The following is a 17,703-nucleotide window of genomic DNA, read 5'->3' as shown; positions in this document are numbered from 1 at the left end:
TGCTCAGCGTCGTTCCGGCTTCGCGCTGCGCGACATCAGCTCCTTGACGGCGACCACCGGAGGCTTGCCCTCGTGCACGATGGCGACGACCGTCTCGGTGATCGGCATGTCGACTCCGTGCCGGCGGGACAGATCCAGCACGGACTCACAGGACTTGACGCCCTCGGCGGTCTGCTTGGTGACCGCGATGGTCTCCTGCAGGGTCATGCCCTTGCCGAGGTTGGTGCCGAAGGTGTGGTTGCGCGACAGCGGCGAGGAGCAGGTCGCCACCAGGTCGCCCAGGCCCGCGAGTCCGGAGAACGTCAGCGGGTCGGCGCCCATCGCGAGGCCCAGCCGGGTCGTCTCGGCGAGACCGCGCGTGATCAGCGAGCCCTTGGCGTTGTCGCCGAGCCCCATGCCGTCCGCGATGCCGACGGCGAGACCGATGACGTTCTTGACCGCACCGCCGAGTTCGCAGCCGACCACGTCCGTGTTCGTGTACGGCCTGAAGTACGGCGTGTGGCAGGCCGCCTGGAGCCGCTGGGCCACCGCCTCGTCGGTGCAGGCGACCACCGCGGCGGCCGGCATGCGGGCGGCGATCTCCCGTGCGAGATTGGGTCCGGTGACCACGGCGATACGGTCCTGGCCGACCTTGGCCACGTCCTCGATCACCTCGCTCATCCGCATGGCCGAGCCGAGTTCGACACCCTTCATGAGGGAGACGAGGATCGTGTCGGGCGCGAGCAGGGGAACCCACTCGGCGAGATTGCCGCGCAACGTCTGCGAGGGGATGGCGAGTACGGTGAAGTCGGCGTCGCGCGCGGCCTCGGCGGCGTCCGTCGTCGCCCGCAGGTTCGCCGGGAGTTCGACACCGGGAAGGTAGTCCGGGTTCGTGTGCGTGGAGTTGACCGCTTCCGCGAGTTCGGCGCGGCGGCCCCACAAGGTGACCTCGCAGCCCGCGTCGGCGAGCACCATGCCGAAGGCGGTGCCCCACGATCCGGTACCGAAGACGGCCGCCTTGACGGGCTTGCTCACTTGCCCTGCCCCTCTTCCTGCTCGACCTTCGACAGCGTCTCCGCGGCGGTCCTGCGCCGCTGCTCGATCCGCTCCTGGCGCGGGTCGTAGGGCGTCTCGGGCGCCTTCTCGCCGCGGATCGTCTCCAGCTGGCGGGTGACGGCGGCCATGATGACCTCGGTCGCGTCCTTCAGGAGGTCCGGGGTCATCTCCTTGTCGTAGAAGGACGACAGGTCCACCGGCGGGCCTGCGAGGACGTACGAGGTCTTGCGCGGACGGACGTTGAGCTTCTTGGTGTACGGCGGCAGCAGTTCGTTGGCGCCCCACTGCGCGACCGGAATCACCGGGCACTTGGTCTGCAGGGCCACGCGCGCGGCGCCGGTCTTGCCGGTCATGGGCCACTGGTCGGGGTCCCGGGTGATGGTGCCCTCGGGATAGAACGCGACGCACTCGCCGCGTTCCACGGCCTCGATCGCGGCCCGGAAGGCGCTCAGCGCGTCCGTGGTCTCGCGGTAGACGGGGATCTGTCCGGTGCCGCGCATGAAGGCACCGACGAATCCCTTCTTGAAAAGACCGCTCTTCGCGAGGAATCGCGGAACGCGGCCGGTGTTGTACTGAAAGTGCGCATAGGCAAAGGGATCGACGTGCGAATTGTGGTTCACCGCGGTGATAAATCCGCCGTCGGCCGGAATGTTCTCCATTCCGCGCCAGTCCCGCTTGATCAGAACCACCAGCGGCGGTTTGGCGATCACCGCTGCGAGGCGGTACCAGAAGCCGATTCTGCGGCGGGGCACGCGGACACCTTCCTCTTGGGCCTGGGGGGCCGCACAAGTGTCGCCCCAGGCCGCCGGTCTGTCGAGAACACCGTACGCCCCGGCGACGCGACCGCCAGATGGCCCCAGGTGACGGCTGAGTGACAATGGCCGCGACAAGAGAGGGACGGAACGCTCGTGCAGTGGACGTTGGTCATACCCCTGAAACCCCTGTCGCGGGCCAAGAGCAGGCTCTCGGACACCGCGGCCGACGCGCTGCGGCCCGGCCTCGCTCTCGCCTTCGCCCAGGACACCGTGGCAGCCGCGCTGGCCTGCCCGGCGGTCAGGGATGTGGCGGTCGTCACGGACGACGCCCTGGCCGGCCGCGAGCTGGCCGCACTGGGCGCCCGTATCGTCCCCGACGAGCCGCGGGGAGGCCTCAACGCGGCCCTGGCGCACGGGGCGACCGCCGTACGCGCCGCACGCCCCACAAGTGCCGTCGCGGCCCTGAACGCCGACCTTCCGGCGCTGCGTCCCCCGGAATTGTCCCGGGTCCTCGACGCTGCCGCGGAATTCCCCCGTGCATTTCTCGCCGATGCGGCCGAAATCGGCACCACCTTGCTGGCCGCAACTCCCGCCCAGGAATTGCTCCCGTCCTTCGGCCCCGATTCCCGCGCCCGCCACCGCGCCTCCGGAGCCGTGGAACTGACCCTGGACGCGGTGGATTCGGTACGCCAGGACGTGGACACCGGCGAGGACCTGCGCGCGGCGCTGGCGCTGGGCGTGGGCCGGTATACGGCGACGGTGTCGGCGGGACTACTGATCCCGGGCACGTGAGCGCCCCGCAAGGGGCGCGGGGAACTGCGCGACCAGCCACGACGCACCCGCAGGCGGACACAATCCGTGGCTCAACGGCGAGCCCCGGCAGGCACTAGGCTGACCACCATGCAGGCCACCGCATACACGTACGACGCCGAAACCCGCTGCGGCAGCGTGCTGCTCGACGACGGCACCCCCCTCCCCTTCGACGCCGCTGCCTTCACCGCCGGAGGCCTCCGGCTGCTGCGGCCCGGGCAGCGGGTGCGGATCGAGGTCGAGGGGGCCAAGGACAGCCTCCGGATCACGCTGGTGACGCTCCAGACGCTCTGAACCCCCGTACCCGAGCCCCTTGAACACGCCGCGGGCCGGACTCCGACACGGAGTCCGGCCCGGCGTGTGAGTGCCCCTGTGCCCTTACCTCTTGCGGGCCGTGGCCTTCTTGGCGGTGGTGGTTCGAGCCGTCGACTTCTTGGCGGGGGCCTTCTTGGCCGTCGCCTTCTTCGCCGGGGCCTTCTTGGCCGTCGCCTTCTTGGCCGTGGTCTTCTTCGCCGCGGAGGTCTTGGCGGCGCCCGTGGTCTTCTTGGCCGTCGTCTTCTTCGCGGTCGTCTTCTTGGCGGTGGCCGTGGTCTTCTTGGCCGTCGTCTTCTTCGCCGTGGTCTTCTTCGCGGCGGCCGTCGCCTTCTTGGCGGTGGTCTTCTTCGCCGCGGCCTTCTTGACCGTCGCCGAAGCCCCGCCGGTCAGGCTGCCCTTGGGCGCCTTCTTGACGGCGACCTCGCCGCCGCGCGGGAGCTTCTTCGAGCCGCTCACCAGGTCCTTGAAGCCCTGGCCCGCGCGGAAGCGCGGAACGGAGGTCTTCTTGACCCGAACCCGCTCGCCCGTCTGGGGGTTGCGGGCGTAGCGGGCCGGACGGTCCACCTTCTCGAACGAACCGAAGCCGGTGACCGAGACCCGGTCTCCCGCGACGGTCGCACGGACGATGGCGTCCAGGACCGCGTCGACAGCCTCGGCGGCCTGCTGACGGCCACCGACCTTGTCGGCAATCGCTTCTACGAGCTGCGCCTTGTTCACGTCTTCCCCTTCGGAGACATTGCCAGAACGAAAGTGTTCAAGCTTTTTCGCACGTTAGGCAGATATATACCGCAAATCAAACACGAAACGGGCTTATCACCCTTGTGCCGCAACGAACTCGACTGCCTGGGACGTGTTCAGCGTTCCTCTTCGGGGAATCGCCCCTCCTCGAGGTCCGCCCTGAACCGCTCCAGGCGCCTTGCCGCGTCGGCGAGATCGTGCTTGGCCGCGGCCGTAATGACCAGCAGCTTCCGGGTCAGCGCCATCCGTACGCCCTCCGGGACTTGCAGTGCGCGCACACTTGCGTGCGCTTCCTTCAGTTGGTCCGCGACTGCCGCATAGAGCTCGAGTTGGCCGTCGTGTTCCATGCACAGATTGTGCCATCTGGGGCGAGTTGTCGCCTGCGGGGGTCGCAACTGATGCCTCAAACGGCCTTCCGGGCTCCGGCGGAAGTCGCGCCTACAAGCCTCGGCTACCCCCACAACAGCCTTCGTAACGTGGGAAGTTGGGGAAGACCCCGAGCGCCCCCGGGAGCGTCCGGACGCAGAAACAGCAGTACCCCCGATCGGGCTGATCGGGGGTACTGCGGGGCTGTTCAGGTGGCCGAAAGCCGACCCGCGAGTGCGCTTCGGGTCAGACCTGGAGCGTCCGCGGCTTGTACGACGGGCGCTTGGCCTCGTACGTGGCGATGTCGGCCTCGTTCTGAAGGGTGATGGAGATGTCGTCCAGCCCGTTCAGCAGCCGCCAGCGGGAGTTCTCGTCCAGCTCGAAGGAGGCGGTGATGCCCTCGGCGCGCACCTCGCGGGCCTCGAGGTCGACGGTGATCTCGGCCTGCGGGTCCTTCTCGGAGAGCTCCTGCAGCGCGTCCACGATCTTCTGCTCCAGAACGACCGTGAGCAGGCCGTTCTTCAGCGAGTTGCCGCGGAAGATGTCGGCGAAGCGGGAGGAGATCACGGTCTTGAAGCCGTAGTTCTGCAGCGCCCACACCGCGTGCTCACGGGAGGAGCCGGTGCCGAAGTCGGGACCGGCGACCAGGACCGTGGCGCCCTGCCGCTCCGGGCGGTTGAGGATGAAGTTCTCGTCCTTGCGCCAGGCCTCGAACAGCCCGTCCTCGAAACCGTCCCGGGTCACCTTCTTGAGCCAGTGAGCAGGGATGATCTGGTCGGTGTCGACGTTGGAACGGCGCAGCGGGACGGCCCGGCCGGTGTGCGTGGTGAATGCTTCCATGACTCTCAGACTCCAGCGGGCGCGGCGGCGGTTACGTCGGTCAGGTCGGCGGGCGAGGCCAGGTGACCCAGCACCGCGGTGGCGGCGGCGACCTGCGGCGACACCAGGTGCGTACGGCCGCCCTTGCCCTGCCTGCCCTCGAAGTTGCGGTTGGAGGTGGAGGCGGAGCGCTCGCCCGGGGCCAGCTGGTCCGGGTTCATGCCGAGGCACATCGAGCAGCCCGCGTGCCGCCACTCGGCGCCGGCCTCCTTGAAGACGACGTCCAGGCCCTCGGAGACGGCCTGCAGACCCACGCGCGCGGAGCCCGGGACGACCAGCATCCGTACGCCGTCGGCGACTTTGCGGCCCTCGACGATCGCGGCCGCGGCGCGCAGGTCCTCGATACGGCCGTTGGTGCACGAGCCTACGAAGACGGTGTCCACCTTGATGGAGCTCAGCGGCTGCCCGGCCTCCAACCCCATGTATTCCAGGGCCTTTTCGGCGGCGAGGCGCTCCGAAGCGTCTTCGTACGAAGCAGGGTCGGGGACGTTCGCCGAAAGCGGCGCACCCTGACCGGGGTTGGTGCCCCAGGTGACGAACGGCGCCAGCGAAGGACCGTCGATGACGACCTCGGCGTCGAACTCGGCGTCCTCGTCCGTCTTCAGCGTCTTCCAGTACGCGACGGCGGCGTCCCAGTCCTCGCCCTCGGGAGCGTGGGCGCGGCCCTTGATGTACTCGAAGGTGGTCTCGTCGGGGGCGATCATGCCCGCGCGGGCACCGGCCTCGATCGACATGTTGCAGATGGTCATCCGGGCCTCCATCGAGAGCTTCTCGATGGCGGAGCCGCGGTACTCCAGGATGTAGCCCTGGCCGCCGCCCGTACCGATCTTGGCGATGATCGCCAGGATCAGGTCCTTGGCGGTGACGCCCTCGGGCAGTTCGCCGTCGACCGTGATCGCCATGGTCTTCGGGCGGGCCAGCGGCAGCGTCTGGGTGGCCAGCACGTGCTCCACCTGGGAGGTGCCGATGCCGAACGCCAGCGCGCCGAAGGCGCCGTGGGTGGAGGTGTGGGAGTCACCGCAGACGACCGTCATGCCGGGCTGGGTCAGACCCAGCTGCGGGCCGACGACGTGCACGACACCCTGCTCGACGTCACCGAGCGGGTGCAGCCGCACACCGAACTCGGCGGCGTTCTTGCGCAGTGTCTCCAGCTGGACGCGGGAGACCGGGTCCGCGATGGGCTTGTCGATGTCGAGGGTCGGGGTGTTGTGGTCCTCGGTGGCGATGGTCAGGTCGAGCCGGCGCACCTGGCGACCGCTCTTGCGCAGCCCGTCGAAGGCCTGCGGGCTGGTCACCTCGTGCAGGAGGTGGAGATCGATGAAGAGGAGGTCGGGCTCGCCCTCGGCGCGCCGGACGACGTGGTCGTCCCAGACCTTCTCCGCGAGTGTCCTACCCATCGCTTTCCCTCCGGCCGGCAAAGGTGCGCCGGCCCAACTAGAGATCTTGTGGAGGCGACGCCCACGGCCCCTGTTCCCGGGCACCCGCCGCCAGGCCCGTTGGTCTTCGGGCCGCTGTGCATACAAGGGTTGCGCGTCTCACGAAAAAAGGAACTTGCGTTTCACAGAGTGAGACGTGAGTATCGTTTCATGGACAACAGTAGCGGCGTCGGCGTTCTGGACAAGGCAGCCCTTGTCCTGAGCGCCCTGGAGTCCGGTCCGGCCACCCTCGCGGGTCTGGTCGCGGCGACCGGGCTGGCACGACCCACGGCCCACCGACTGGCCGTGGCTCTGGAACACCACCGTATGGTGGCGCGCGACATGCAGGGCCGTTTCATTCTCGGCCCCCGCCTGGCCGAGCTGGCCGCGGCCGCCGGCGAGGACCGTCTCCTCGCGACCGCGGGCCCGGTGCTCACGCATCTGCGGGACGTCACGGGCGAGAGCGCCCAGCTCTACCGCCGCCAGGGCGACATGCGCATCTGCGTGGCCGCGGCGGAGCGCCTGTCCGGCCTTCGGGACACGGTCCCGGTCGGCTCGACGCTCACGATGAAGGCGGGCTCCTCGGCGCAGATCCTGATGGCCTGGGAGGAGCCGGAGCGCCTGCACCGGGGCCTGCAGGGCGCCCGCTTCACGGCCACCGCGCTCTCGGGCGTACGGCGCCGCGGTTGGGCCCAGTCCATCGGCGAGCGCGAGCCGGGCGTCGCATCCGTCTCGGCGCCCGTACGCGGCCCGTCCAACCGCGTGGTGGCCGCCGTGTCCGTCTCCGGCCCCATCGAGCGCCTGACGCGCCACCCGGGCCGTATGCACGCCCAGGCGGTCATCGACGCCGCCGCCCGCCTCTCCGAGGCCCTGCGCCGCTCGGGCTGACCCCGGACCGGGACATCGACGGGGGGCCTGCCCCAACGCCGCGGCAGGCCCCCTCGTTCCCCCGATCCCCCCTGGTCACCCAGCCTTTTCGGCCGCCTTCGCCGACCGGTGCGCGAACCGGTCCTTCGCCCGCCGGCCACGCCGCTCGAGCGGCACCTGGCCGTGCGCCTTCGCCAGGCCGAACGACGGCATGTCGAAGTAGATCGACTCGTAGGAACCCTCGGCCGCGATGTACGTCTCGTGCCACAGGCCCACGTGCCCGCGCGCCTTGCCCTGGCGCTCCTTGCGGTTGAAGACCGACCAGGCCCGGTGGTGGAACATGTCCGGCGAGGCCGTGTAGGCGTACAGCTTCTCCTTCGACTCCCAGTACTGGACGACGTAGTACGTCCGCGGCGAGGCCGTCAGCATCACATGCCCCAGCAGCCCCCGGTCACGGTCCCGCGCAAGCTCCCCAAGCATGCGGAACATCGACAACATGACCGGCAGCCACTGGTGCACCGCCCGGAAGTGGTTGATCCGCATGCCGATCAGCAGGACCACCACATCACCCTCGGCCGCTGCGGTCGTACGGCCGGACACCGGCTTCGCGAACATGACGGTCCCCCCATCAGATAGCGCCACTATCCGTCTGGCGATGGTTAGATAGTGACACTCACCAAGGAAGGGCGCAAGAGATGCGGCTGGCGGAGCTGAGCGAGCGCAGCGGCGTGTCCACGGCGACGATCAAGTACTACCTGCGCGAAGGGCTGTTGCCGCCGGGTCACCAGATCAACGCCACGACGGCCGAGTACGACGAGGAGCACCTGCGCCGGCTGCGGCTGGTGCGGGCGATGATCCAGGTGGGCCGGGTGCCGGTGGCGAAGGTGCGCGAGGTGCTCGGGCATGTGGACGACGACTCCCTGGGCCGGTCGATCCGCCTGGGCGCGGCGCTGTGGGCACTGCCGCAGGTGCCGGAGCCGGACGAGGACGACGAGTACGTCCAGGCCGCCCAGCAGGAGGTCGCCACGCTCCTGGACCGGCTCGGCTGGGAGAACGCCAAGCGGCTCTCGACCATCTCCCCCGCGTACCGCTCACTGGTGGTGTCGGTAGCCGCGTTCCGCCGGCTCGGCTACGGCTGGGGGGCCGAACTGATGGCGCCGTACGCCGAGTTGATGCACCGGACAGCCGTCCTCGACCTGGACAACATGGAGACGCACCCCTCGGAGGAGGAGCGGGTCGAATGGGCGGTCCTGGGGGCGATCATCAACGAGCCGATCCTGCAGGCGCTGCACCGGCTGGCCCAGGAGGAGGAGACGACACGGCGGTACGGCTTCGAGTGAGCCGGACACACGGAAGGCCCCCCAGCTCAATGCTGGAGGGCCTTCGATGTGCGTACCCCCGACCGGATTCGAACCGGCGCTACCGCCTTGAGAGGGCGGCGTGCTAGGCCGCTACACAACGGGGGCAAGGATCTTACGTTTCCGCAGATCCGAGCTGGTCTACCTGGACTCGAACCAAGACTAACTGAACCAGAATCAGTCGTGCTGCCAATTACACCATAGACCAATGTGGTTTAGACCAGTTTGTACCCCCGACCGGATTCGAACCGGCGCTACCGCCTTGAGAGGGCGGCGTGCTAGGCCGCTACACAACGGGGGCCCTAGCGATCCCGAGTTGACCGAGATCAGTACCCCCGACCGGATTCGAACCGGCGCTACTGCCTTGAGAGGGCAGCGTGCTAGGCCGCTACACAACGGGGGCGGATGCAGATGAGCTCTGCGAGCTGGCCTACCTGGACTCGAACCAAGACTAACTGAACCAGAATCAGTCGTGCTGCCAATTACACCATAGGCCACTGGAACGCAAGCCCCTACGGGGATCTTGTTCTAGTTTGCTCCTCCGGTTCCCGGCCTTTCGGCCCGCTCCCCGGCGGCGCAGGAAGAACATTACCTGAAGGTGGACGGGGCTCCAAAACGGGTATCCGCGCCGAGGATCGCGGGGAGTTCGGCGAGGGAGGCGATCCGGTGCGGGCCTGCGGGGGCGTCGCCGCTGGTGTGCACGCCATCGCGGTCGATCCACACCGACAGCAGTCCGGCGTCGGCGGCACCGCGCCCGTCGATCTCCGGGTGGTCGCCGACGTACGCGACCTGTTCCGGGGCGAGTTCCAAGGCCTCGCAGGCCGCGTGGAAGGCACCGGCCTCGGGCTTGGAGACGCCGAGTTCCGCGGCGCACAGGATGGCCTCGAAGCGGCCGTGCACGCCGAGGACGCGGAGCTTGTGATCCTGGACGTGGATGCTGGAGTTGGAGAGGACGGCGTGCCGGTGGCTGGCGGCGAGGGCGTCCAGAACGGGCAGGACGTCCGGGAAGAGGGCCCAGACGGTCTCGTAGTGCGCGATGTACCGCTGGAACCATGCGTCGGCCTCCGCGTCGCTCAGCTCCTCGCCCAGGAACACCCGCACGCGGTCCCGGCGCTGCCCCTGGAAGTCGACCTCCCCCGCCGAGAACCGCGCCCACTGGACGTCGGTGATCTCCCGCCAGCGCACGATGGCCTGCTCGGCACTCTCGTATGCGTCCAGCAGCCCCTCGGCCGCCAGGTGCAGGCGCATTCCGGCGCGGTCGGCACCGGTGTAGTCGAAAAGAGTGTCGTCAACGTCCCAGACCACGGCCCGAATGCTCATGATCCGACGGTAGCTCCACTCTCGGGGGGTGCGTCCGGCGATCGGGAATTGTCAGGCGGGGGCGTCGGACGGGTCCGGGGCGACGAAGAAGTCGGTGAGGAAGCAGGTGACCTCGCCGGTCGCCGAGCGCCCCACCCAGGTCGGGTAGGAGCCGTCGCCCCAGCCGGAGGTGAACGCGGCCAGCGTGTGACCGGTGCCGAGGGAGGTGACCAGGTGGGGCCCCGCCGACCAGTCGCTGTTCTCGAAGGCCTCCCACAGCGGCCCCTCTTCCTCCTGGGTCCCGGGGAAGGCCTCCTCGGCCGAGGCGTCGTAGAAGCAGCCGGTGCCGGCGTCGACGCCGTAGCCGAAGAACTCGTCGTCCTTGAGTTCGGCGGGGTCCTGTTCGGGGAGGAGCGCCAACTCCCAGGTCACGGTGGGTTCGTCACGGATGACGAGCCGGGCCGCCGCCACACGCCGGTGGGGGCGCTCGGCCGGGGGCTCGTCGGGGCGGGTGAGGGTCGCCACGGCCGCCTCGACCCGGTAACGGCCGGGTTCGACGGTGACGGTGAACGGCTCGATGTCCCCGGTCCCCAGATAGACGAACGGGTCGCAGGCGACGACCCGTCCGGTGGGCAGGTCGAGCGTCCCGCCGTCGGCCACGTGGATCACGCCGGAGGTCCCGGACTCGTAGGCGAACGTGGTGCCCGGTGTGAACAGCCAGGTGTAGTCGCGGGGGGACATCGGCATGACGGCGCCTTTCCGGATCTTGTGTGCGAACGAGCCGGAACACTAGTGCGCGCCACTGACAACGACGACCGAGGGGCGGCGCCCGGTGGTCCGGGTGCCGCCCCTCACGCGCGCGTGCGTTACGCGGTCAGCTTCTCCAGTGCCGCGTCGATGCGGGCCAGCGTCCTGTCCTTGCCCAGGATCTCCAGGGACTCGAAGAGGGGCAGGCCGACCGTGCGGCCGGTGACGGCCACGCGGACCGGGGCCTGGGCCTTGCCGAGCTTGAGGCCGTGGGCCTCGCCGGCGGCCAGGACGGCCTCCTTGAGGGACTCGGCCGAGGTCCAGTCGGCGGACTCCAGCTTCTCCTTCGCCGTACGCAGCAGGGCGTCCGAGCCCTCCTTCATGGCCTTCTGCCAGCTCGCCTCGTCCTCGACCGGCTCCGGCAGGAACAGGAAGTCGACGTTGTCCGTGATCTCCGAGAGGACCTTCAGGCGGGTCTGGGCGTGCGGGGCGACCGCCTGCCACTTGGCCTCGTCGAAGTCCTCCGGCGCCCAGGGGGCGAACGGGGCCCGCAGCCAGGGTGCGCAGCGCTCCGTGAAGTCCTTCACGTCCAGCAGACGGATGTGGTCGGCGTTGATCGCCTCGCACTTCTTCAGGTCGAACCGGGCCGGGTTGGGCTGCACGTCGGCGATGTCGAAGGCCGCGATCATCTCGTCGATCGAGAAGATGTCCTGGTCCGCCGAGAGCGACCAGCCCAGCAGGGACAGGTAGTTGAGCAGGCCCTCGGGCAGGAAGCCGCGCTCGCGGTAGAGGTTGAGCGACGACTGCGGGTCGCGCTTCGACAGCTTCTTGTTGCCCTCGCCCATCACGTACGGCAGGTGGCCGAACTGCGGGATCTGCTTGGCGATTCCGAGCTCGGTCAGCGCCTTGTAGAGCGCGATCTGGCGGGGCGTGGAGGAGAGCAGGTCCTCGCCGCGCAGGACGTGGGTGATCTCCATCAACGCGTCGTCGACCGGGTTCACGAGCGTGTAGAGGGGGGCTCCGTTCGCTCGAACGATCCCGTAGTCCGGGACGTTCTCCGGCGTGAACGTCAGCTCGCCGCGGACCAGGTCCGTGAAGGTGATCGTCTCGTCGGGCATGCGGAAACGGACGATCGGCGTACGGCCCTGGGCCTTGTACTCCTCGACCTGCGCGTCCGTGAGGTCGCGGCAGTGGCCGTCGTAGCCGGACGGCTTGCCGGCGGCGCGGGCGGCCTCGCGGCGGGTGTCCAGCTCCTCCTGGGAGCAGTAGCAGTGGTACGCGTGACCGGCGTCGAGGAGCTTGGCCGCGACGTCCTTGTAGAGGTCCATGCGCTGCGACTGGCGGTAGGGTGCGTGCGGGCCGCCGACCTCGGGGCCCTCGTCCCAGTCGAAGCCCAGCCAGCGCATCGCGTCGAGCAGCTGGTTGTAGGACTCCTCCGAGTCGCGGGCCGCGTCGGTGTCCTCGATGCGGAAGACGAGCGTGCCCTGGTGGTGCCGGGCGAAGGCCCAGTTGAACAGGGCGGTGCGGACCAGGCCCACATGGGGGTTACCGGTGGGCGAGGGGCAGAAACGTACGCGGACGGGTGCGCTAGCCACGCTTGACAACCTTGTTGGTGAGAGTGCCGATGCCTTCGATGGTGACGGCGACCTCGTCGCCGACGGTGAGCGGCCCGACGCCTGCCGGGGTGCCCGTGAGGATCACGTCGCCGGGGAGCAGCGTCATGGCCTCGGAGATGTTGACGATCAGATCCTCGATCGGGTGGATCATCTCGCTGGTGCGGCCGAGCTGGCGTTGTTCGCCGTTGACCGTGAGCTGGACGGTCAGGTCGGAAGCGGTGGCGAGGTCGAGGTCGGTCTCCACCCAGGGGCCGAGCGGGCAGGAGCTGTCGAAGCCCTTGGCCCGCGCCCACTGCTTCTCGCGCTTCTGCACGTCACGGGCGGTGACGTCGTTCGCGCAGGTGTAGCCGAAGATCACGTCGGCCACGCGCTCGCGCGGGACCTCGCGGCACATGCGGCCGATGACGACGGCCAGTTCGGCCTCGTGGTGCAGGTCCTCGGTGAAGGAGGGGTACTGGATCTCGTCGCCGGGGCCGATCACCGAGGTGGACGGCTTGAAGAAGGCGAAGGGTGCGTCGGGTACCTCGTTGCCCAGCTCGCGCGCGTGCTCCGCGTAGTTGCGGCCGAAGGCCACGACCTTGTTGGGGAGCACCGGCGGCAGCAGCCGGACCTTGCTCAGCGGCACCTTCGTACCGGAGAGCTCGAAGTCCGCGAACGGGATGCCCTTGATGATGTCGAGGACGAGCTCGTCCGGTCTGTCGCCCTCGACCGCGCCGAAGGCGACGTTCCCGTCGATGGAGAATCTGGCGATGCGCACGGGATTCTGGCGCCCCTCACTGAGCCTGCTGGAGTCTGACGCTCCAGGCTAACGCGGGAGGGGGGCCGCGCCTCGCGCATTACTGCGGACGCGGGGCCGCCTTGAACGATCCGCCGAGTTGATCTTCCGAGTGATCCGCTCGACCTGTTGAGTGATCTACGACCCTTGCGCGTACTACTGGGCGACGGAGGCCGTGGCGGGGACCTCCACGAGAACGGTGCGACGGGGATTGGCGGTCTGGGTGGGGAGATCGACGGAGTGTTCCGGCTGCTCCGGGGTCTGCAGTGCGTCGGCGTCGTCCAGGTGCGCCAGCGTCGTGCGCCGCGGGTTGGCTATGTTGTGGAACATCATCGTCGTCTTCACGGTTGTACTTGACCCTGTCGTGCTCGGGCGCCGGTGGAGGCCCAATGGCCCCCCGCGCGGGCGCGGTTGTCAAAGCGCTACGTCTTGTAAAGCGCCAGGCTAAACATCCAATTCCCCGGCGAAGACGTGAAGACCGCATGATCGGCATGTGAGTTTGCTCACGAAGCCGCAGGCAAACCGGTCAATTCAGGCCTCCAACCCACCCCAACGAAACGGACATTGACCCCCTGAAGCCACCATTCCGCTCCTGATCATGGCGACTGGGACACCGCTCCCACCTGGGGGACTCGCGGGCATAAGTCCGTTATGGACGAGATCTCGTTCTACGTCCGGTGACCCGGCACTCACATGCTGTCACGTAGGTCACGGCATGGCCCTCGGCCCTTGTTGGAGATCCTGCACTGTGCTGGAATTCCACGGACCGCCGCAGGATCGAGCCGGCGCACAGGGGGCGCGACAGAGCGCCGCGTGGCGGCGAGAAGGGGGAGCCAGCGGCCGGTCACTCACGACCGAACAGGGGGCGTATTCAGGGCGCTCCCCAAAACGCCGACACCGTGTCTTTCCGTTCACGCGGAGGGGCGCCTGGTCCAGAGGTTGCGACGCTAGTGCAGGGACGTTTCAAGAGGGATGGCAGTGCTTCGGCGGAGCCGGAGCCGCACGGCGGGACTGGCCCCAATGTCGGCAGTTCCTCGCCCCAGCACGCCCAGAACCCGGGCCCGACTGCGTCCGGCGACTCCGGCGGGCGCCCCGGCGCCGGGGCACCTTCCGGGCCCCCGAGCGCCGCTCCCCCGGCGATAAAGCCGCCGGCGGGCCCGAGCGGCCCAGGCTCGCGCCTGGCCCTGCGCAACTGGCGCATCTCCACGCGTCTGGTGTCGCTGCTGGCCCTCCCCGTGGTCGCGGCCACCTCGCTGGGCGCCCTGCGCATCAGCGACAACATGGACGACATCCAGCAGCTCGACAACATGAAGCTGCTGACGGAGATGACCAAGCAGGCCACCGAGCTGGCCGCGGCTCTCCAGGACGAGCGCGACCAGTCCGCCGGTCCGCTGGCGCACGGCTCCAAGGCCAGCGACTACACGGTCAAGGGCTACCGGGACAAGACCGACCGCGCCCGGCAGAACTTCACCGACGCGGCCGAGGAGATCGACACCTCCAACAAGGACGGCAAGCTCCAGGGCGTCCGCGAGAGCCTGGTCAGCGTCGTCAGCGACCTGGAGACCCTCGCCAAGATCCGCGACACCGCGTACGAGGCCAAGGGCAACTCGACCCAGACGGTCGAGGCCTACCACCGCCTGATCACGCACCTGCTGGACCTCTCGCAGGACATGGCGGAGGCCACCAGCAACCCCGAGATGATCCAGCGCACGCGCGCCCTGGCGTCCTTCTCCTCCGCCAAGGAGTACGCGTCCGTCCAGCGCGCGGTCCTCGCGGCGGCCCTGCCGGCGAACAACACCAACGTCGGCAAGCTGTCGGAGAACGACCGGCTGTACGCCCAGTCGGCGCTGCAGAGCCAGAACTCCGAGCTGCGCAGCTTCAAGAGCATCTACGGCACCGACAAGGCCGTCGCCCTCCTCAAGCCCATCGAGGAGAACAACGCGACGATCAAGGCCACCAACACCTACGCGACCCGCGCCCTGGCCGGCACCGACGGTCTGCAGGATCTGCAGAAGCGTTCGTACCAGGACTGGGTGGACGACAGCTCGACCAAGATCGAGCAGATGAAGAAGATCGAGCACTCGCTGCTCGAGGACATGGAGCAGAAGGCCCGCGAGCTGCGTGCCTCCTCCGAGCAGGAAGCGATCATCTCCGGTGCGCTGATCCTGCTCGTCCTCGGCGTCTCGCTCGTCGGCGCCTTCGTCGTCGCCCGCTCCATGATCCGCTCGCTGCGCCGGCTGCAGGAGACGGCCACCAAGGTCGCCCAGGACCGGCTGCCCGAGCTGGTCAAGCAGCTGTCCGAGTCGGACCCGCAGGACGTCGACACCTCGGTCGAGTCGGTCGGTGTGCACTCCAAGGACGAGATCGGCCAGGTGGCCGCGGCCTTCGACGACGTGCACCGCGAGGCGGTCCGCCTCGCCGCCGAGCAGGCTCTGCTGCGGGGCAACGTCAACGCGATGTTCACCAACCTCTCGCGCCGCTCCCAGGGTCTTATCCAGCGCCAGCTGTCGCTGATCTCCGAACTGGAGTCCCGCGAGGCCGACCCGGACCAGCTGTCCTCGCTGTTCAAGCTCGACCACCTCGCGACGCGTATGCGCCGTAACGGTGAAAACCTCCTGGTTCTCGCGGGTGAAGAGCCCGGCCGCCGCTGGACCCGCCCGGTCCCGCTGGTCGACGTGCTCCGTGCCGCCGCGTCCGAGGTGGAGCAGTACGAGCGCATCGAGCTGGCAGCCGTGCCGACCACCGAAGTGGCCGGCCGCGTGGTCAACGACCTCGTGCACCTGCTCGCCGAGCTGCTCGAGAACGCGACCTCCTTCTCCTCGCCGCAGACCAAGGTCAAGGTCACCGGTCACGCGCTGCCCGACGGCCGCGTCCTGATCGAGATCCACGACACCGGTATCGGCCTCTCCCCCGAGGACCTCGCGGCGATCAACGAGCGGCTCGCCTCGCCGCCCACCGTGGACGTCTCCGTCTCCCGCCGCATGGGCCTCTTCGTGGTCGGTCGTCTGTCCCAGCGGCACGGCATCCGCATCCAGCTGCGCCCGTCCGACTCCGGTGGTACGACCGCGCTGGTCATGCTGCCCGTCGATGTCGCCCAGGGCGGCAAGAAGCCGGCTCCGGGCAAGCCCGGCGCCCCCGGGTCCAGCGGTGGTCCGGCCGCCGCGCAGGCCGCCGCAGGTGTGGCCGCCGCGCGTCGCCAGGCCGGTCCGGGCGGAGCGGGCGGCGGCGCCTTCGGCGGCGGTGCCCTCGGCGCCGGTGCGTCCGGTGGCGGTCGGCTCGGTGCCGGTCAGGGCCCGCGGGCCGCGCTGCCCGGTGCGGGCGGCAACGGCAACGGCGGCCGTCCGGGTGCCCCGGGCGGAGCGCGTGGACCGCAGTCTCCGGCGGCTCCCCAGCAGGGCCGGCCGGCTCCCGCGGGTGCGGGCGCCGGGTTCGGTCAGGCGCCGGGTGCCCCGCAGGGTATGCAGGCCGCGGGCACCGGTCAGGACAGCTTCGGCGGCGCTCGTGGCGCCGTACCGCCGCAGTCCTCGGGCAACGCGAACAACTCGAACTCCGGGAACGAGCAGGGCGGCCGGCGCGGGCGTCAGCCGCAGCTGCCGGGCCGTGGCGGTCCCCGTGCCGAGCTGCCCGGCGGCAACCCGCAGGCCCGGCCGAGCTGGAGCGACGAGAACGCGCAGCCGCCGGTGCCGCGGGCCTCGCTGGACACTCCGCGCGGTCACGACGAGACCTCGCAGATGCCGCGCATCGACGACCGTCAGGGCCCGGCCTCGACCTCCCAGATGCCGGCGATCCCGCGCGGCGACGACCGCCAGGGTCCCGGCGCCACCTCCGAGTTCCCGCGTCAGGACTTCGGTGGCAACAACCCCCAGCACACGGGCCAGTTCGGCCACCAGGACTTCGGCGCACCGCAGCCCGGCACGAACGGCGCGCAGAACCCGGGCCAGTTCGTCCGCTCGGACGTCTTCGGCACCCCGAACGGGCAGAACGGCCAGAACAACCCGAACAACCCCGCCAACACGGGCCAGTTCGCGATCCCCCAGGCGTACGACTCCGGTTCCACCGGCCAGTTCGCGATGCCGGGCTACGACAACGGCTCCACCGGGCAGCACAATCTGCCGGGTCGTCAGAACCCCGGTAACACCGGGCAGTTCGAGCGCCCGCAGGCCGGCAACCAGAGCGACTTCGGTGCTCCGCGGCCGCCCGTCCCGCCGCGTCCGCAGCAGCGGCCCGTCCGCCAGGAGCCCGAGGCGCTGCCGCCGGCGTCCGGCCCCGGCGACGGTCGTACGCCGCTGTACGACACGCTGGAGACCAACTGGTTCCACGGCGGCCAGCAGGGCGGGCAGCCCGCCAACGGCTCTCCGGCCTCGCAGCAGCCGCAGGCTCCCGCCGCTCCCGCGGCGCCGCAGCCCGCTGCCGCTCCTCAGCGTCCCGTCACCTCCAGCTGGCGCAGCTCTCCGAACGACGATCTCGTCCGGCAGGCAGAGCGCGTACGGCAGCCGGCGGCGGGCGGCGTCACCACCTCCGGCCTGCCGCGCCGGGTGCCCCGGGCGAACCTCGTCCCGGGCACGGCTCAGCAGCAACAGCACCAATCCGGTCCGGCTGTCTCGCGTGCGCCTGATGACGTACGCGGCCGTCTGACCAATCTCCGTCGGGGCATCGCGCAGGGTCGCCAGGCCGGTACCGGCCAGACCGGCAGCTTCCCGAGCCCCACTCACCAGCAGGAGCGATAGT

At 69.6% G+C, this 17,703-nt stretch carries 17 protein-coding genes and 5 tRNA genes; 5 read left to right on the top strand and 17 right to left on the bottom strand.

Going from position 1 to position 17,703, the window contains the following annotated elements; translation table 11 throughout:
* Positions 1–3: 3 nt before the first annotated feature.
* Positions 4–1,014, bottom strand: coding sequence for an NAD(P)H-dependent glycerol-3-phosphate dehydrogenase (locus ACFY1L_RS33230; protein ID WP_388832327.1), 1,011 nt, complete (start codon positions 1,012–1,014; stop codon positions 4–6).
* Positions 1,011–1,787 (bottom strand): lysophospholipid acyltransferase family protein, encoded by a 777-nt coding sequence (locus ACFY1L_RS33225; RefSeq protein ID WP_388832324.1) that lies wholly within the window; start codon positions 1,785–1,787, stop codon positions 1,011–1,013. The genes ACFY1L_RS33230 and ACFY1L_RS33225 overlap by 4 nt, the downstream gene beginning before the upstream one ends.
* Before the next feature lie 156 nt (positions 1,788–1,943).
* On the opposite strand from ACFY1L_RS33225, the gene cofC reads away from it, so the two are divergent.
* A complete protein-coding gene (gene cofC / locus ACFY1L_RS33220; protein WP_388832322.1) occupies positions 1,944–2,582 on the top strand; it encodes a 2-phospho-L-lactate guanylyltransferase in 639 nt (212 codons plus the stop codon).
* A 108-nt stretch (positions 2,583–2,690) separates the two neighbouring features.
* Positions 2,691–2,894, top strand: coding sequence for a hypothetical protein (locus ACFY1L_RS33215; RefSeq protein WP_388832319.1), 204 nt, complete (start codon positions 2,691–2,693; stop codon positions 2,892–2,894).
* Between the two features lie 84 nt (positions 2,895–2,978).
* Here the strand turns inward: ACFY1L_RS33215 and ACFY1L_RS33210 are convergent, their stop codons facing one another.
* The 4 genes from ACFY1L_RS33210 to leuC all read right to left on the bottom strand — a co-directional run bounded on the left by ACFY1L_RS33210 (position 2,979) and on the right by leuC (position 6,295).
* On the bottom strand, positions 2,979–3,632 hold the full coding sequence (locus ACFY1L_RS33210; protein ID WP_361270847.1) for an HU family DNA-binding protein: 654 nt from the start codon (positions 3,630–3,632) through the stop codon (positions 2,979–2,981).
* 137 nt (positions 3,633–3,769) lie between these two features.
* Positions 3,770–4,000 carry a hypothetical protein gene (locus ACFY1L_RS33205; RefSeq protein ID WP_388832316.1) on the bottom strand — a complete coding sequence of 77 codons (231 nt, stop codon included), beginning with the start codon at positions 3,998–4,000 and terminating at the stop codon, positions 3,770–3,772.
* A 265-nt stretch (positions 4,001–4,265) separates the two neighbouring features.
* Positions 4,266–4,859 (bottom strand): 3-isopropylmalate dehydratase small subunit, encoded by a 594-nt coding sequence (gene leuD, locus ACFY1L_RS33200; RefSeq protein WP_388832313.1) that lies wholly within the window; start codon positions 4,857–4,859, stop codon positions 4,266–4,268.
* A gap of 5 nt (positions 4,860–4,864) precedes the next feature.
* Positions 4,865–6,295 (bottom strand): 3-isopropylmalate dehydratase large subunit, encoded by a 1,431-nt coding sequence (leuC, locus tag ACFY1L_RS33195; protein WP_388832310.1) that lies wholly within the window; start codon positions 6,293–6,295, stop codon positions 4,865–4,867.
* Between the two features lie 189 nt (positions 6,296–6,484).
* On the opposite strand from leuC, the gene ndgR reads away from it, so the two are divergent.
* The gene (gene ndgR, locus ACFY1L_RS33190) at positions 6,485–7,201 is read left to right on the top strand and encodes an IclR family transcriptional regulator NdgR (RefSeq protein WP_026278050.1); all 717 of its coding nucleotides are present in this window, start codon (positions 6,485–6,487) and stop codon (positions 7,199–7,201) included.
* A 75-nt stretch (positions 7,202–7,276) separates the two neighbouring features.
* Here ndgR and ACFY1L_RS33185 read toward each other — a convergent pair whose 3' ends face one another.
* Positions 7,277–7,795, bottom strand: a complete 519-nt coding sequence (locus ACFY1L_RS33185; protein ID WP_388832306.1) for a DUF4188 domain-containing protein — start codon at positions 7,793–7,795, stop codon at positions 7,277–7,279.
* 80 nt (positions 7,796–7,875) lie between these two features.
* Here ACFY1L_RS33185 and ACFY1L_RS33180 point away from each other — a divergent pair, with 80 nt between their 5' ends.
* The gene (locus ACFY1L_RS33180; RefSeq protein WP_388832303.1) at positions 7,876–8,520 is read left to right on the top strand and encodes a MerR family transcriptional regulator; all 645 of its coding nucleotides are present in this window, start codon (positions 7,876–7,878) and stop codon (positions 8,518–8,520) included.
* Positions 8,521–8,573: 53 nt separating this feature from the next.
* Here ACFY1L_RS33180 and ACFY1L_RS33175 read toward each other — a convergent pair.
* From ACFY1L_RS33175 to ACFY1L_RS33130, 10 genes are all read right to left on the bottom strand, one after another.
* A tRNA-Glu gene (locus ACFY1L_RS33175) sits at positions 8,574–8,646 on the bottom strand.
* A 28-nt stretch (positions 8,647–8,674) separates the two neighbouring features.
* A tRNA-Gln gene (locus ACFY1L_RS33170) sits at positions 8,675–8,746 on the bottom strand.
* Positions 8,747–8,766: 20 nt separating this feature from the next.
* Positions 8,767–8,839 (bottom strand) — tRNA-Glu (locus ACFY1L_RS33165).
* A gap of 29 nt (positions 8,840–8,868) precedes the next feature.
* Positions 8,869–8,941: transfer RNA gene (locus ACFY1L_RS33160), tRNA-Glu, on the bottom strand.
* Between the two features lie 22 nt (positions 8,942–8,963).
* Positions 8,964–9,035, bottom strand: a tRNA-Gln gene (locus ACFY1L_RS33155).
* A gap of 91 nt (positions 9,036–9,126) precedes the next feature.
* Positions 9,127–9,858 carry an HAD family hydrolase gene (locus ACFY1L_RS33150; protein WP_388832300.1) on the bottom strand — a complete coding sequence of 244 codons (732 nt, stop codon included), beginning with the start codon at positions 9,856–9,858 and terminating at the stop codon, positions 9,127–9,129.
* 51 nt (positions 9,859–9,909) lie between these two features.
* Positions 9,910–10,584 carry a DUF4241 domain-containing protein gene (locus ACFY1L_RS33145; RefSeq protein WP_388832298.1) on the bottom strand — a complete coding sequence of 225 codons (675 nt, stop codon included), beginning with the start codon at positions 10,582–10,584 and terminating at the stop codon, positions 9,910–9,912.
* A 119-nt stretch (positions 10,585–10,703) separates the two neighbouring features.
* The gene (gltX, locus tag ACFY1L_RS33140) at positions 10,704–12,188 is read right to left on the bottom strand and encodes a glutamate--tRNA ligase (protein ID WP_388832295.1); all 1,485 of its coding nucleotides are present in this window, start codon (positions 12,186–12,188) and stop codon (positions 10,704–10,706) included.
* Positions 12,172–12,957, bottom strand: a complete 786-nt coding sequence (locus ACFY1L_RS33135) for a fumarylacetoacetate hydrolase family protein (protein ID WP_388832292.1) — start codon at positions 12,955–12,957, stop codon at positions 12,172–12,174. The genes gltX and ACFY1L_RS33135 overlap by 17 nt, the downstream gene beginning before the upstream one ends.
* Before the next feature lie 174 nt (positions 12,958–13,131).
* Entirely contained in the window at positions 13,132–13,320 is a 189-nt protein-coding gene (locus ACFY1L_RS33130) for a hypothetical protein (protein ID WP_361270876.1), read from the bottom strand.
* Between the two features lie 605 nt (positions 13,321–13,925).
* On the opposite strand from ACFY1L_RS33130, the gene ACFY1L_RS33125 reads away from it, so the two are divergent.
* Positions 13,926–17,702, top strand: a complete 3,777-nt coding sequence (locus tag ACFY1L_RS33125) for a nitrate- and nitrite sensing domain-containing protein (protein ID WP_388832288.1) — start codon at positions 13,926–13,928, stop codon at positions 17,700–17,702.
* Position 17,703: the final 1 nt, after the last annotated feature.

It is taken from the genome of Streptomyces sp. NPDC001663 (assembly GCF_042893105.1).
Lineage (GTDB): Bacteria > Actinomycetota > Actinomycetes > Streptomycetales > Streptomycetaceae > Streptomyces.
This window is presented reverse-complemented; position numbering and strand designations above follow the sequence as displayed.